This is a genomic window from Campylobacter concisus (assembly GCF_003048445.1).
GTDB classification, from domain to species: Bacteria; Campylobacterota; Campylobacteria; order Campylobacterales; family Campylobacteraceae; genus Campylobacter_A; species Campylobacter_A concisus_BF.
Window position 1 is genome coordinate 114,601 of the sequence record NZ_PIQW01000003.1, and the last position, 14,456, is coordinate 129,056.

Here is a 14,456-nt window from a genome sequence, read left to right on the forward strand (position 1 = left end):
AAGCTTAAATTAAGTAGCGTTTAAACTTCAATATATGAAATTTTGCCTTCAAGTGCATAGAAAATGACGGCGATTATACTATGTTTTTCATAAAATTTAGCAAGCGCATCTTTATACTCTTTTATCTGCTTTTTGTTCTCTTCTATATTTTTATCTGTAGTTTTATAATCAATCACGCAAATTTCATGCTCATTAAAGCAAAAAAGATCCATCTGTTTTAGCTCATTTTTCACTTTAAATGGCTGCTCTTTATAAATTTCTTTGTCTCTTATGCACTCTATAAATTTTGGCTCACTTATAAGCATTTTTGCCCTAGAAAAGACATCTTCAAGTGCTTCAAGTGGCAAAAATTTATGAAATTTATTTAGCATCAAATTTTTAGCCTCTAAAAGCGAGTTTTCATCAAATTTCTCGCTCATCTCAAGCAAATAGTGAAACGCCAGACCAAAATATATCGCACTTAAGTTTTTACCACTCGTCTTTTGCTCTTTCGCCTCTACCTCTTGCCTCTCTATCTTTAAAATTTCAGGCATTTTTTCATCTTTTTTTAGCTCTTTTTGCTCAGTTTTAATAGGCAAAATTTTGCCAAAGCTAAACTCTTTTAGATCAAGATAGTCGTTTGCTTCGCTCTTGTCGCTTCTTGTGTAAAATGAAAAAAAGCTTGGGCTGTTTCCGCTTGGGACGGCTTGCTTGATGATGATGAGCGACTTTGTTGCCCTTGTGAAAGCGACGTAAATTTTATTGATATTTTCTTGCTTTTCAAGCTCTTTCATCTGCTCTAAAACACTTGCATAGTCGCTATCAAAATTTTCTCTACCTGAAATTTTACTCTTTACGATCCACTCGCCCTTTTCGCTGTATTCGGTGATGAAATTTGAGTCATCGCCCCTGCCCTTGCCCATCATGTCGCAAACTATGACGTGAGCAAACTCAAGCCCCTTTGACTTATGCACGGTCATCACTCTCACGCCATCGCTACTTTTTGGGCTGATTTTAGAGCTAAAGTTTTCAAGGTTAAATATAAAATCACTTAAATTTTTATACCCCGCGCTTAGCTCAAATAGCCTTAAGATATCAACGTCTGCCATGCTTATGCCTAAATTTTTAGCTAGGTAAAATAGGCTATTTGTAGCACTCACTTCTGGCTTTATGCTTAGTTTTTTGACATTTGCATTTACTAGCGCTTTTACATTTTTTTCATAAATTTCTTCTTTAAATAGGCAAAATTTCGCATACTCGATGATCGCAGCGACAAGTGGCGTTCTTTTTAGCTCCAAAGTGCCTTCATTGACGCTTTTTATCCCTGCGCTACTAAGCACTTCTGAGATGAGGCTAATGTCGCTATTTTTCCAGCAAAGCACGGTTATATCGCTTGCATTTACGCCAGCTTTTAAAAGCTCACTTGCCTGCGAAACGACCGCACCTGCGATATCTTCATCGCTTAGCACACGCAAGTAGCCGTAGTCATCTTTTTCTACTTCAAAATACGCACACTCGCCGCTTACCTCATAGCTTAGCGTCTCATCTTTTTTAGCGGGCTCTTGTGGCTCAAAACTAAGCCCATATCTTTGATAAATTTCTTCAAAAACGGCGTTATTAAATTTCACCAAAGCCTTTAAACTTCGGTAGTTGCTTGGCAAATTTTCTATATCTATCTGAGTAAAATCATCTCCAAGCTTGTCAAAAAGCTCTTTTTTGCCGCCCCTAAATTTATAGATGCTCTGCTTCGTGTCGCCCACGTAAAAGAAGCTTCCAAGCCCGTTTTGTCCGTATCCAGAGACGATTTCAGCGATGAGCGGCAAGATGATCTCATACTGGATCACGTTTGTATCTTGAAACTCATCGACTAAGAGGTGATTTATCCTGCCATCAAGCCTAAAATAAAGCGCCTCTTTATCCAAATTTTGCACCAAAAGCTTAAAAACCAGCTTGTTTATATCAGCAAAACTTAGCGCATTTATCTCCTTGTTTAGCTCTAAATTTGACGCCTTATAAAGCTTTAAAAGCTTACTAAAGCCACTTAGCCTATACTTTTCGACCTCTAAAATGTAGTTTTTCGCTGCCTCTTTTAGCTCAAAAAAGAGCCTATCAAGCTCAGGAGTATAAATTTTGCTAAAAGTGCGGTAGTCTAGGCTCTCACGCGCAAAAACCTTACTTTTAAATAGCTCAAATAAATTCTGCTCGCCAAATGTCTTTTTAGCTACATCGCTAGCGCCATTTTGCAAGGCTATATGCTCATTTATCGCCCTTTGAGCCGCCCTTACTTTGCTATCATCTGGATAGCTTGCGCCACTATCTTTTAGCTCGCCGCCAAAGCTCTCATAAAATTTCGCCAAAGTCTGCGAAAAGCTAGCCTCTTTTTGGCTTGAGATGATCATCATTAAGGCTAGCTCACTAAGAATTTTTTTATCCTTGCTCGCCTCTTTTACAAATTTTTTCCACGCCAGATCTTGCAAGCTATCTTGCACGCTGTAATCAGGGCTAATGCCTAAATTTTGGCTAAATTTCTTCAAAATACCAGAGAAAAATGCATCAAATGTATAAATTTTTAGCTCACTTTGCAAAAAGACGCTAAGCCTCTCATCTCGCCTTTTTATCGCCTCATCTTGGCTTATATCAAGCTCCGCACACACCGCTTCAAGCTCGCCTTTTTTGTTTTGCAAGTCCAAAAAAGTGGCGATTATGCGCTCTTTCATCTCGTTTGCTGCTTTTTTTGTAAAAGTTAGAGCGACGATCTCGTTTATATTTTCACCTCGAAGCACCAAAGCGATGTAGCGAACGCTTAGTGCAAAGGTCTTACCGCTTCCAGCGCTTGCTTTTAGGGCTAAAAAATTTTTCATAACTCTCTCCTACAAAGTGTGACGTATTCGCAAAATGCGCAAGTACCGCTCTTTCTTTCAAAATTTATCTTGGTTTTGTTTATGGTTTTTAGCTTTTCTATCTCGCCGCTTAGATCCTCTACGCTTTTTTTAGAGCTAACTAAGCTAGGCTCGTTTTTTAGGGCATAGTAGGCACTTCGCACCTTGCCGCCATAAAGCGCTTCGTAAAATGCAAGTTGGAGCGAATTTACATTTGCCTCGCCCGTTTTATAATCAAGTATAAGCACGTCGCCGTTTGCGTCCGCATCGACCCTATCGATAAATCCCTTTATCTGCACGCCACAAAACTCGCTTTGCACCTCTTTTTCGCACTCAAGCACCCTAAAACCAGCCCTTAAACGCTCGTTTTCGTAAATTTCATACTCTTTAAATTTATGCGTCCAAATTTCAAACTCAAGTGGCGTAAGATTTTGCTTTGCTAGCATCTCTTTAAAAACGGCTAGATCAAAGGTGTTATTTTGTTTATAAAATTCACTCGTGTAATATTCAAAAAGTGCGCTATGAACGCTATTTCCTTGCTTTGTGCCAAGCTCACTTGCTACACCTTTTGGCGCATCTATGTGAGCTATCTTTGTGTAGTAGTATTTTCTTGGGCAGGTTAGAAATAAATTTAGTGTCAAAAACGAGAGTGGATTTGTGAAAAAATCATGCTCCAAAATAACCTCATCGTCACTTAAATTTAAGCTCGCAACTCCTTTTAAAAATAGCTTCAAATAGGCCTCGTCGCTAATTTTTTCATCTTTTATCGTTTTGAAATTTTTTAAAAATCTTGAAGGTATGCTCTCCTCATTTACACAGCAACTTATCGCCACTTTTTTGGCGTTATTTATGAGGCTTTCGTAGTAAAATCTCTGCAAATTTTCACGCTCAATATAGCTTATAAGCCCAGCTTTTTGCCTCACTTTTGAGTTTAAAAACATCTCGTTTGCGCTTCTAGCCGGGATAAAACTATCGTTAAAATCAACTATGATAACGCCATCAAATTTCATCCCGCGGCTCTCTAGCATGCCCATGACGCTGATCTTTCCGCCGCCCACGTCATCGATGCTTAGGCGCGAGATATTTAGCAAGAAAATCTCACTTAACTGCTTTAGACTAAAGCTAAAATACCTGCATAAATTCTCCATCCTAAAAAGCTCAAGTGCGAGCTTTTCTTCGCATTTTGGCTCATTTTCAAGCACCAAAAGCTCATCTATTAGCTCTTTAAATTTAGCAAATTCACACGCCTCAAAATAGCTAGCCCTAAATTTCTCAAAAAGCTGCTCGCTCACGCCAAATTCGCTTAAAATAAAGCCAAGCTCCTCGTAGCTCTCACATTTGCTTTGATCAAAAACTGGGCTTGCCTCTTCATTGATTGCCCTTGTGATGTAGTAAAGCGCCTCATAAAATTTTGTATTTTTAAAGCTCTCGCCCATGGCGTAGTTGAAAATTTTAGCACTATCATGAAGCCTTAAAATCTCACTAAAGCCCTCATCTGGCAAGATGACAGCGATATTTTCAGGCTTTATGCCATCACGCACAAACTGGCTCACCTTTGCCATAGCATAGGCGCACTGCAAGCTTCTTGTGGCGAAATTTCTTACTAAAACTGGCTCAAATTTTGTGATATTTTCTAAGCAGACTAGCTCGTTTGTGTTTAAATTTAGCTCATATTTTTTATAGTTTTCAAACTCGCTAATGGCTGAAATTTGCCTTATCTTTTCGATTAGTTTTTTATTAAAAACGCTAGTTTGAAAGATGATCTTTAGCGTTGTTAGTTTTGAAATTTTCTCTAAAATTTCCCACTCAAACTCGCTTAAAATGCCATCAATATGCAGTGAAATTTCACTAAAACTTTTTATGTAAGCTTCATTTATCGAGTAAATTTTTGGCAAGGTTATATCATCATAAAGATCTTCTTTATCAAGCAAACTCTCATACTCTTTTAAAACCGCTTCAAGTATGCTTAGATGCTCCTCAAAATCAGCATAAATGTCGTTAAATTTTATCTCTTTAATGCTCTTTTTACTGATGGCAAGCTCTTTAAAAAACGAAAAAAGATAGTCGTTGTTTTTCAAAAACTCAAAAAACTCAGTTGGGATTTTAAGCACCGAGTTTGCCTCTTTGACGCTGGCACAGGCTCTGTTCATAAGCACCAAAGCGTAGGTGCTATCGCACTCAAAACGGCCATTTACAAAAACGGCCTTTTTATAAAACTCAGCGATGCTTAGGCTTTTTGGGATTAGCTCGTCATTAAAACCAGCGTTAAATTCCCTGATTTTACGCGAGTTTGTAAAGACGAAAAGTTGATTTAGATTGCGCATTTTACTCTCTTAAATTTTTAAAAAATGATAGCCAAAAGCTGATAAAAGAGCGCTTTTTCTCACTTAAGCTAAGCTTTGAAAATTTTTCTAAATTCTTTAAAAATTTAAGCCTTAAAGTGCTGGGGGATACAATTTCAAAAAGGAGCAAAAATGCATAAAGAGTTAAACAGATCTGGCTTTTACTACGGCTTTCCCGTCCTGCTTGCCACCACAAAAGATCAAAAAGGGCGCGATGATATCACCGTGCTTTCGTCGTCCTGGACGCTAGGAGATAGCGTGGTGCTTGGCATCGGAGTTGATAACAAAGGCTATAAAAATATCCAAAATGGCTCAGATATCACGCTAAATTTATGCGATGAGAGCTTGCTTGAAGCTATAAAAAAGATAGAAAAACTAACAGGCGACGAGGACGTGCCAGAGGAGAAAAGAGCCCTTGGATACAGCTACGAAAGTGATAAATTTAAGGTGGCAAATTTGCACAAAGAGCCTGGCGTCAAGGCAAAAAGTGCGCGCATAAAAGAGTGCAAGATACAGATAGAAACGATCGTAGAAAAGTGCGAGATAAAGGAGTGGTTTTGCATCGTTACTTGCAAGATAGTTGGCATCTTTGTGGATGAAAATTTGTTAAAAGATGAAAAAATCGATACGCAAAAATACTCGCCACTCATCTATAAATTTAAAGAGTACGTTAAAACTGGCAAGCGTTTGGGCTTAAATTTTGGCTTTAAAGAGGTTTGAGTAAGCGTTTTGGCTGGCTAGAAAGCGAAAATTTAAATTTGATTTTGACCTTGGCTAAAAACTTTTGGATGCAAATTTAGCCCTGCTATCAAGTCTCAAAAGCTCGCCGCAAACAGCCTTTGCACGCTTACATATATCTAAAATTTCATTCATTTTCGCTCCTTAATCTATAAAAACCGTGCGCAAGCGTCCCGCTCCCGCAAGCGCGGCATGGCAAATTTTAGCGACGCGTCTACTAAATTTACCTTTAAATTTGACTTGATTATAGCCAAATTCGTCCGAATTTTATGCGAGCGTAAAAATACGCTATAATCGCCAAATTTTATAAAAAGGAAGCAAAATGGGCGGAATAAAAGAGTTTTTAAAACACGAAGCCAGCGGCGGGATTTTGCTGATGATCGCTACGGTCGCGGCGCTACTGTGTCAAAATACGTTTTTGAGCGATTTTTACAACGAATTTTTAAATACCAAATTTACCATGAGCTTCGGCGAATACGGACTAAGCAAACCCCTGATCTTGTGGGTGAACGACGGGTTGATGGCGGTATTTTTCTTTCTCATCGGACTTGAGCTAAAGCGCGAGGTGCTGGAGGGCGAGCTAAAAAATCCGTCGCAAATCGCGCTGCCAGCGATCGGCGCGGCAGGCGGCCTGATAGTGCCCGCGGTTATCTTCTATCTTTTTACGAAGCACGACTCCTTTGCGCTTGGCGGCTGGGCGATACCGACGGCGACGGATATCGCGTTTGCTCTGGGGATTTTGAGCTTACTCGGGCCTCGCGTACCGACTAGTTTAAAAATTTTCCTCATGACGCTAGCGATCGTAGACGACCTTTGCGCGATCGTGATTATCGCGCTATTTTACACGAGAGAGCTTAGCGTCCAAATGCTTGCGGTCGCGAGCGTTTGCCTAGCCGCACTTTTCGTGCTAAACAGACTCGGCGTAAAGAGCAAGGCGGCCTATCTAATCGTAGGCGCGGTGATGTGGGTAGCGGTGCTAAAATCAGGCGTTCACGCCACGCTTGCCGGCGTCGTGGCGGCCTTTTTCATACCGCTTAGCTTTAAAGACGAGCCGGGCAAATCTATGCTAAAAAGCATCGAGCACGACCTGCACGGCTGGGTGGCGTTTGGCGTGCTGCCGATATTTGCCTTCGTAAACGCAGGCATCTCGTTGCGAGGCGTCGGACTGGACGAGATTTTGTCTCCGGTCGCGCTAGGCACGGCGCTGGGGCTTTTCATCGGCAAGCAAGTCGGGGTATTTTCTTTTAGCTTTTTAGCGATCAAATTTAAGCTAGCCAAGCTGCCCGAGGGGTCAAATTTCATCCAGCTTTACGGCATCGCTGTGCTTTGCGGCGTAGGATTTACGATGAGCCTTTTCGTTAACGGCCTAGCCTACAACGACACGGACGCCTTTGCCTACACCGACAAGCTCGCTATCTTGCTAGGTTCGGTAGTTTCGGGTGCCGCGGGGTTTATATTGCTTAAATTTAGCACCAAAAACTAAAGCGCGCGCATAAAAGAGTGCAAGATACAGATAGAAACGATCGTAGAAAAGTGCGAGATAAAAGAGTGGTTTTGCATCGTTAGTTGCAGGATAGTTGGCATATTTGTGGATGAAAATTTACTAAAAGATGAAAAGCTAGATACTAAAAATTGGTCGCCTCTAATCTATAAATTTAAAGAATACGTTAAAACTGGCAAGCGTTTGGGATTAAATTTTGGCTTTAAAGAGGTTTGATCTAGCATTTGGCGAATTTTCAGGTAAATTTATTTGGTTTTGGCTAAAAGAGATTTTAGATGCAAATTTAGCCTATCTTGTAGCGTTAAAATCAAATTTATAATATCTCGTATCTTGCTTGTCGCTTAGCCTTAAAAGCAGCTGCCACCTGCCCTCTTTTAGGCCAACACTATCACTTACAAGCTCATTTTCTTGCCATGAGGCGCTTAATGTTTTGTTATCTTTGTTTGTTTGCGGGCGAGTTAGTAAAATTTCATAGCTAAGTCTTGAAATTTCACCATTTTTTGGCGTTATGATAAATTTAAACTTACCCTGCAAACCTTTAAATTCTGGCTCAAATTTAAGGCCAAATTTCTCATCAAATCTCGTCTCGCTCTCTTTTATAAATGTGATGTTTTCATCGACACTTTGGTGACTTTGCATATAAGCACTATCCATCTCGACTGGGTTATTGATCGCAACAACGATGGTTGCGGCACAAGCCAAGATGATAGCAACTATGCTAAGCACGATGCCATAAGGCCAAAAGCTCTTTTTAGCCATTTTTTACCTTTTTATAAAAGATGATGAGCACGAAAAATGCGATCAAGCCGTAGATGAAAATTCGCAAGAAATTTAAGGTCGTTTTGTTTGAGTTGCCGATGCCGCTTTCTAGCTTTAAATTTAAGCTCTCAGCGATCTGCTCGGCGATATCAGCGTAGCCGTTTAAGATAGCGGCGTTATAGACATCTTTGCCGTTTTTTGAGACCAAAATGGGGATAATGGTGCCTGATTCTGGATTTACACTTAGAATTTGCTCTTTGTTAAAGAGTTTTGAAGTGTTTGTATCGCTAAAAATTTCAACCTTTTGCTTATCTTTTATGAGCGCTAAAAAGACAAAAGGCGAGCTTAAATTTTGCTCCTTAAAAAGCTCGCTTAGCTCGCCATCTTTATAGACACCAACTACTAAATTTATGCCGCTTTTTTGATAAAGCTCGTCTCCTATCTCATTTAGTTTTTGGCTCACTTTTTGGCTTAAAATTCCATCATCATTGATAACAAAATTTGCACCCCAAGCCAAATTTTGCCAGAGCAAAATGATAAAAATGAGTGCAAATTTCTTCAAGCTTAACCTACAAATAGGTGATTTGGCGTAAGTACTGACCAGGCACAAATGGCGCCTGCGACGACTATTAGCAGGATAATGGCTTTTTCTATTATGCCTAGCATCGCTACTCCTTTACAATGACGTGTTTAGCGTTATCTACGCTCTTCATCTCGATGCTAGCTGCATCTTTTAGTGAGTAAGGTTTGGTTGCGACCTCTTTTTGTAAGCCGATGCCAACGTATGTAAGCACCGCTAGGATAGAGAGCAAAAGCACCACCGCTATTAAAAATCCGCTAATGCCATTTAAGGCAAAGATGTTTCTATTTTTATTTTCCATTATTCGCCCTTTGATAGCGATATGACGTACTCGCCAACTGCTTTTTGCTGGATCTCGTTTAGCCTGCCATCATTAAATTTAGGCATAGTGCCGATCGATCCTTTTTTACCACGATTTAGCACGTCAGCCACAAAGCTAGCCGAGCCATATTTGCTAAGATCAACCGACATACCATCCATACCCTTGCCATCTTCGCCGTGGCACGACGCACAAGCAGCGTAAAGCTCTTTGCCAGTTGCTACTAAATTTTCATTTTTAGTGCTTTTTATAGCACTTATCTCTTTAGCCACGTAAGCTGCGATCGCCTTTGCGCCATCAGCGTCAGCTAAGCCTGCTGGCATCTCACCCATAGGGTAATCAAGCCCTTTTGAGCCATTTAGTATGGTCTCAACTATGCCTTTTTCACTGCCCCAAATTTGTAAATTTGCAGCCTTGCCACCTATGCCATCGCCTGTGATGCCGTGACATGCTGAGCACTGCACAAGATATATGCTCTCGCCCATAGCGTGAAGCGTCTCTTTGCTTGGATTTGCATACTCTTTTTCAAATTTGGCGTTTGCCTCCTTGACCTCTTTATTATACTCGCCGATTTGCGAGTAAGAATTTAGTGGGTAGCCTAGCAAATAGTACCAGATCGCCCAAACTAGCGCTAGTAAAAAGACGACCGCCCAGCCAAGTGGGACAGGGTTTTTGTATTCTCCTATGCCGTCCCAGTTGTGCTCGCTAAGCTCAACGCTCTCATCTTTTTTAACCTTCATCTGCCCCACGTACCTGCCAGCTACAACGATGGTAAGCACGATGATTAGAGCCGCTCCTATAAGAGCTAGTAAATTTACATTATCTTCTAAATTTAGCCATTGCATACGCTCTCCTTTGTAGCCTTACGCTCTAAAATTTCGCCACCGATCTCATCGTTAAGCGCTAGTTTTGAGTACTTCTCATAATTTCTTCTGCCAGTTTTTTCGCTCTTATAAAGATGAAAAAAGTAGGCGTACAAAGTGATCGCCAAAAATGCTGTCAAGAAAAAATAGCCATAAGCCTGAAACTCTCTAATGTTCTCCATCTTACGCTCCTACTTTAGGCTATTTAGATAAGCAATGAGTGCTACGATCTGACGAATTTCACCTTTTGCAAAAGCACTTTTTACCTGCTCATCTTTCATATTTTCAACGATAGCTGCAGCCTCAGCCTTTACGTTAGCATTTGTCTGCTCTAGCGTGCCAAGAGCTGGCATATCCTTTTCGTCATAAGGCGTGTTAAAGACCTTTTTAACCGTTAGAGCTTCAGCGTAAGCAGTCTCGATATCAGCATTTTTCTTAAATAAAAATGGATATGCTGGCATGATCGAGCCTGGCACTACTGAGGCTGGATTTAGCATGTGATTTTCATGCCAGTCAGTCGTTCTATAGTTGCCCACACGCATAAGATCTGGACCTGTTCTTTTTGAGCCCCAAAGGTGCGGACGATCATAAGCAAACTCGCCACTTAGTGAATACATGCCGTATCTATCAGTCTCAGCTTTAAACGGACGGATCATTTGAGAGTGGCAAGTGTTGCAGCCATTTTGCATATAGATGTTTTTGCCAGCTAGCTCTAAAACGGTGTAAGGCTTTGTGCCCTCAAGCGGTCTAGCTCTGTTTGCAAAGTCTGGTAAAATTTCTATAATGCCAGCGTAAGCGATGACTATAAAGACGCAAACTGCAAAAAAGAATGGATTTTTTTCTAACCAAGCAAACATCACATCACCTCCGCACTAGCTTTTGCCCCGCCGCCCATTGGCGAAGCGCTTTTTGGCTCTGCTAAGATAGCTTTAGCAGAAGTTGATTTGTAGATGTTATAAGCAAACATCAAGAAGCCAACTAGATAAAGAAGTCCGCCAATAGCCCTTATATAGTAGTATGGGATAAGTACAACCACCGTATCTATAAACGAGTAGAGTAAATTTCCGTAGCTATCAGTCGCTCTCCACATCATACCTTGCGTGATACCAGCGATCCACATAGAGGCAAAGTATAAGACGATACCTGTTGTTTGTATCCAAAACTGAGCTTCCATTAGCGATTTTGAGTAAATTTCACGCTTAAATACGCGCGGTGTCATGTGATAAAGTGCCGCCATGATCATAAAACCAACCCAGCCAAGAGCGCCGTCGTGAACGTGTCCTGGTACCCAGTCAGTAAAGTGCGCTAGGGCATTTACAGACTTGATAGAAAGTATCGGGCCTTCAAGTGTTGAGAACATATAAAATGTCGAAGCTAGAACCATAAATTTAATAAGCGGACTCTCTCTAAGCTGCGCCCACTCGCCCTTCATCGTAAGAAGGATGTTTATCGCTGAGCCCCATGAAGGCAGGATCAAAACGATAGAAAAGACTGAGCCCATAGTCTGCATCCAATCAGGCGTAGCAGAGTAAATGAGGTGGTGTCCGCCAGCCCAAAGGTAGATAAACATCAGACCCCAAAATGAAAATAGCGATAATTTATATGAAAATATCGGCTGACCGCTCTCTTTTGGTAAGAAATAATAAATTTGAGCAATGATCGCCACTGTAAAGACGAATGCAACCGCGTTGTGACCGTACCACCACTGAACCAAAGCGTCGTTTGAGCCAGCGTACATAGATACAGAGTGTAGCCATGAGCCATATCCGCTAACAAGTCTTGTCGGAACTTCCATGTTGTTAAATAGATATAGCATCGCAACGCCAAGAAATGTAGCGATGTAGTACCAAACTGAGATGTAAAGCGTCTTTTCGCGGCGGATACCGATGAGGCCAAATATACTAACACCCCAAAGCACCCAAACAACAACCACTGCGATATCTAGTGGCCACTCAAGCTCGGCGTATTCTTTCGCTGTGCTCTCGCCCATAAAAAGTGTAACAACAGCCAAAACCATAACAAGCATATATAGCCAAAAGTGAAGCTTGCCGATAAACATCAAAAATGGCGACTCGCTCATCGAGACCTTTAAAACACGCTGTCCGATGTAGTACCAAGTGGCAAAGATGCCTGAGAGCATGAAGCCAAAAATGATGCCATTAGTATGAAGAGGACGCAACCTCCCAAACGCCGAATATTCGCCAGCTATGTAGTTAAGCTCTGGACAGGCCATTTGAAAAGCTATAACTACGCCAACAACCATGCCTATGATACCAAAGAGTATCGTGGCAAACATAAATAGCTTTGCTACACTATAATCATAGTGCAGTAGCTGAGATGGTCGCATAAAATATCCTCCTAGTTAAATTTATATTAATGATTTGTTATTTTAGAGTATAAGGACTATAAAAAAACTTAATTAATATAAATTCTCATTAACTAAGAAAGTCTTCTGTCTATTTTGTAACCAAGTCCTGGGACATTTTTTATAAAGTTGTTGCCAACTTTGTCTCTAACACGCTTAACAAAGGTTCTAATAGCTGCTTCAGTAACGCTCTCGCCAACCCAAACGACGCTTTTGATCTCATCATGAAGCACAAGCGTACCAAGTCTTTTTATCAAAAGTGAGATAAATGCTAGCTCTTTTTTAGTAAGCGAAATTTCAACACCATCTCTGATAAGTACGCGCTTGATCTTATTAAAGCTATATCCGTTTGCAACTTGGATGATATTTGCAGTTTCTATCTTGCTTTTTGCGACATTTTCTATGGTTTTTAAAAGATCATCTGCCATGATAGGTTTTATAAGATACTTATCAACACCAACATCGATCGCCTTTAACAAAGTCTCTTTTTCGCTATGCGCACTTAGGACGATGACAGGTGTGTCTTTAGAAATTTCTTTGATATATCTTGTCATATCAAGTCCATCACTAATTGGCATAAATACATCTGTAATTACCATATTTGGGTTGTATTTTTTAAATTTTTTCAAACCTTCATCGCCATTTTGAGCAGTAAAAACTTTCTCAAAATTGTCGCTTAGCACATCGTGCATGATCTTTTTGCTATCGCTATCATCTTCGACAAGCAAAACCGTTAGGTTCTTTAAAATTTTATTCATCTATCTCTCCTTTGTGTGGTAACTTTATTAAAAAACAGGCCCCATTATCGCTGTTGCCCGCTGTTATTTCTGCGTTAAATTGATCGATTATTTGCTTTGACATATAAAGTCCTAAGCCAGTGCCTTTGGCATCTTCTTTGGTGGTAAAATATGGCTTAAAGATCTCATCTATCACATTTTTATCTATGCCACCGCCATTATCTTCTACGCTTAGGTAAGCAAATTTTTCATCGCTATCAATCTTTATTTTTATATTTTTTTCTTCTATCTTTTTTAAATTTAGTGCGTCTTTTGCATTATTTAGTAAATTTATGATGACTTGCATGAGCCTATTTTTGTGACCATAAATTTTAGAGTCGCCTAACACCTCAAGCTCTATATGAATACCCTCTTTTTTCATCACGCCTTTTACGATCTGTATCGATGCTCTAGCTGCGTCTGCTAGGCTAAATTCTTGAGAAAGTGTGTTTGGATTTAAAAACGAGCTAAACTCATCAGTCGTTTCTGACATATATTTGATGATCTGCATAGCCCTCTCATAAGAGCCGATAAATTCGCCATCTTCGCTACCTGCGAGCTTTTTCATCTTATATAAAACTAGGCTTAACTCATTTAGCGGCTGCTTCCACTGGTGAGTTATATTTGCCATCATCTCGCCCATCATCGCAAGCTTAGCAAGCCTCATACCCTCGCTATTTGATAAAAAATTTTCATCTAAATTTAAACTAGGCATTTGCTCTATATCCTAAAAATGATAGATAAAGTCCGTTTAAGATCATTATGCAAGCTGAGAGCTTAAACATGATCTCTTTAAATTTCTCTCTTAGTAAGCCAAAGACAAAGCTAGCTAGCAGCATCGCTGGTAAGGTGCAAAGTCCAAAGATAAGCATTATTAAAGATGCGTCAGCCACATTTGCACTTAAAATTCCAAGCGCTAAGAAATAATAGACCACACCGCAAGGCAAAAGCCCATTTAAAAAGCCAAGCAGTAAGAAATTTGTCAAATTTCTCTTTTGCACGCTTGTTTTTGCCATTTTTACTATAAATTTAAGTGCTTTTTCGCTCTCTACAAATTTTAAAAGCTCGCCCCTAAAAAGCAAGGCGATACCGATAAATGCGATCACTAAGCCAACTATGAAAAATATCACGCCTCTTGCTTGCATACCAAAACTAATGGCTGCCCCAAAAGCCCCAAACAAAGCCCCCAAAGCCACATAAGCAAAAATTCTAGCTAGGTTATAAAGCGTGCTTAGCATTAAAATTTCACTCTTGCTTTTGCCTTTAAAAAATAGAGCTTGCAAGCTCAAAAACCCGCTACACATGCCGATGCAATGACTAAAGCTGCTCAAAATCGCAACTGAGATAATCATGTA

General features: G+C 40.2%; 15 protein-coding genes. 3 read left to right on the forward strand and 12 right to left on the reverse strand.

What is annotated here, in order from left to right:
* Positions 1-20 precede the first annotated feature (20 nt).
* On the reverse strand, positions 21-2,840 hold the full coding sequence (locus CVT14_RS02710; RefSeq protein WP_107849642.1) for a RecB-like helicase: 2,820 nt from the start codon (positions 2,838-2,840) through the stop codon (positions 21-23).
* Positions 2,837-5,182 carry a PD-(D/E)XK nuclease family protein gene (locus CVT14_RS02715; RefSeq protein ID WP_021089374.1) on the reverse strand — a complete coding sequence of 782 codons (2,346 nt, stop codon included), beginning with the start codon at positions 5,180-5,182 and terminating at the stop codon, positions 2,837-2,839. Before CVT14_RS02715 ends, CVT14_RS02710 begins: the two co-directional genes overlap by 4 nt.
* Positions 5,183-5,332: 150 nt before the next feature.
* On the opposite strand from CVT14_RS02715, the gene CVT14_RS02720 reads away from it, so the two are divergent.
* The 3 genes from CVT14_RS02720 (at position 5,333) to CVT14_RS10940 (ending at position 7,655) form a co-directional block, all read left to right on the forward strand.
* Positions 5,333-5,920 carry a flavin reductase gene (locus CVT14_RS02720; RefSeq protein WP_021089349.1) on the forward strand — a complete coding sequence of 196 codons (588 nt, stop codon included), beginning with the start codon at positions 5,333-5,335 and terminating at the stop codon, positions 5,918-5,920.
* A 340-nt stretch (positions 5,921-6,260) separates the two neighbouring features.
* On the forward strand, positions 6,261-7,421 hold the full coding sequence (gene nhaA, locus CVT14_RS02730) for a Na+/H+ antiporter NhaA (RefSeq protein WP_021089409.1): 1,161 nt from the start codon (positions 6,261-6,263) through the stop codon (positions 7,419-7,421).
* Between the two features lie 105 nt (positions 7,422-7,526).
* Positions 7,527-7,655 (forward strand): hypothetical protein, encoded by a 129-nt coding sequence (locus CVT14_RS10940; RefSeq protein WP_021089356.1) that lies wholly within the window; start codon positions 7,527-7,529, stop codon positions 7,653-7,655.
* A gap of 72 nt (positions 7,656-7,727) precedes the next feature.
* Here the strand turns inward: CVT14_RS10940 and CVT14_RS02740 are convergent, their stop codons facing one another.
* From CVT14_RS02740 to CVT14_RS02785, 10 genes are all read right to left on the reverse strand, one after another.
* Positions 7,728-8,198: a FixH family protein gene (locus tag CVT14_RS02740; protein WP_021089351.1), complete on the reverse strand. Its 471-nt coding sequence runs from the start codon at positions 8,196-8,198 to the stop codon at positions 7,728-7,730.
* Positions 8,191-8,760 (reverse strand): hypothetical protein, encoded by a 570-nt coding sequence (locus tag CVT14_RS02745; protein ID WP_021089428.1) that lies wholly within the window; start codon positions 8,758-8,760, stop codon positions 8,191-8,193. The genes CVT14_RS02740 and CVT14_RS02745 overlap by 8 nt, the downstream gene beginning before the upstream one ends.
* A gap of 106 nt (positions 8,761-8,866) precedes the next feature.
* Positions 8,867-9,079 carry a DUF4006 family protein gene (locus CVT14_RS02750; RefSeq protein ID WP_021084770.1) on the reverse strand — a complete coding sequence of 71 codons (213 nt, stop codon included), beginning with the start codon at positions 9,077-9,079 and terminating at the stop codon, positions 8,867-8,869.
* Entirely contained in the window at positions 9,079-9,942 is an 864-nt protein-coding gene (locus tag CVT14_RS02755) for a cbb3-type cytochrome c oxidase N-terminal domain-containing protein (protein ID WP_021089392.1), read from the reverse strand. Before CVT14_RS02755 ends, CVT14_RS02750 begins: the two co-directional genes overlap by 1 nt.
* On the reverse strand, positions 9,930-10,142 hold the full coding sequence (locus CVT14_RS02760; protein ID WP_002939259.1) for a cytochrome c oxidase, cbb3-type, CcoQ subunit: 213 nt from the start codon (positions 10,140-10,142) through the stop codon (positions 9,930-9,932). The genes CVT14_RS02755 and CVT14_RS02760 overlap by 13 nt, the downstream gene beginning before the upstream one ends.
* A gap of 9 nt (positions 10,143-10,151) precedes the next feature.
* Positions 10,152-10,817: a cytochrome-c oxidase, cbb3-type subunit II gene (gene ccoO, locus CVT14_RS02765; protein ID WP_021089408.1), complete on the reverse strand. Its 666-nt coding sequence runs from the start codon at positions 10,815-10,817 to the stop codon at positions 10,152-10,154.
* Positions 10,817-12,307, reverse strand: coding sequence for a cytochrome-c oxidase, cbb3-type subunit I (ccoN, locus tag CVT14_RS02770; RefSeq protein ID WP_021084787.1), 1,491 nt, complete (start codon positions 12,305-12,307; stop codon positions 10,817-10,819). The genes ccoO and ccoN overlap by 1 nt, the downstream gene beginning before the upstream one ends.
* Positions 12,308-12,399: 92 nt before the next feature.
* Complete coding sequence (locus tag CVT14_RS02775; RefSeq protein WP_012001191.1) at positions 12,400-13,083, reverse strand: response regulator transcription factor; 684 nt, start codon at positions 13,081-13,083, stop codon at positions 12,400-12,402.
* Positions 13,076-13,816, reverse strand: coding sequence for a sensor histidine kinase (locus CVT14_RS02780; protein ID WP_021089390.1), 741 nt, complete (start codon positions 13,814-13,816; stop codon positions 13,076-13,078). Before CVT14_RS02780 ends, CVT14_RS02775 begins: the two co-directional genes overlap by 8 nt.
* On the reverse strand, positions 13,809-14,453 hold the full coding sequence (locus tag CVT14_RS02785; RefSeq protein ID WP_035170031.1) for a sulfite exporter TauE/SafE family protein: 645 nt from the start codon (positions 14,451-14,453) through the stop codon (positions 13,809-13,811). Before CVT14_RS02785 ends, CVT14_RS02780 begins: the two co-directional genes overlap by 8 nt.
* Positions 14,454-14,456 lie beyond the last annotated feature (3 nt).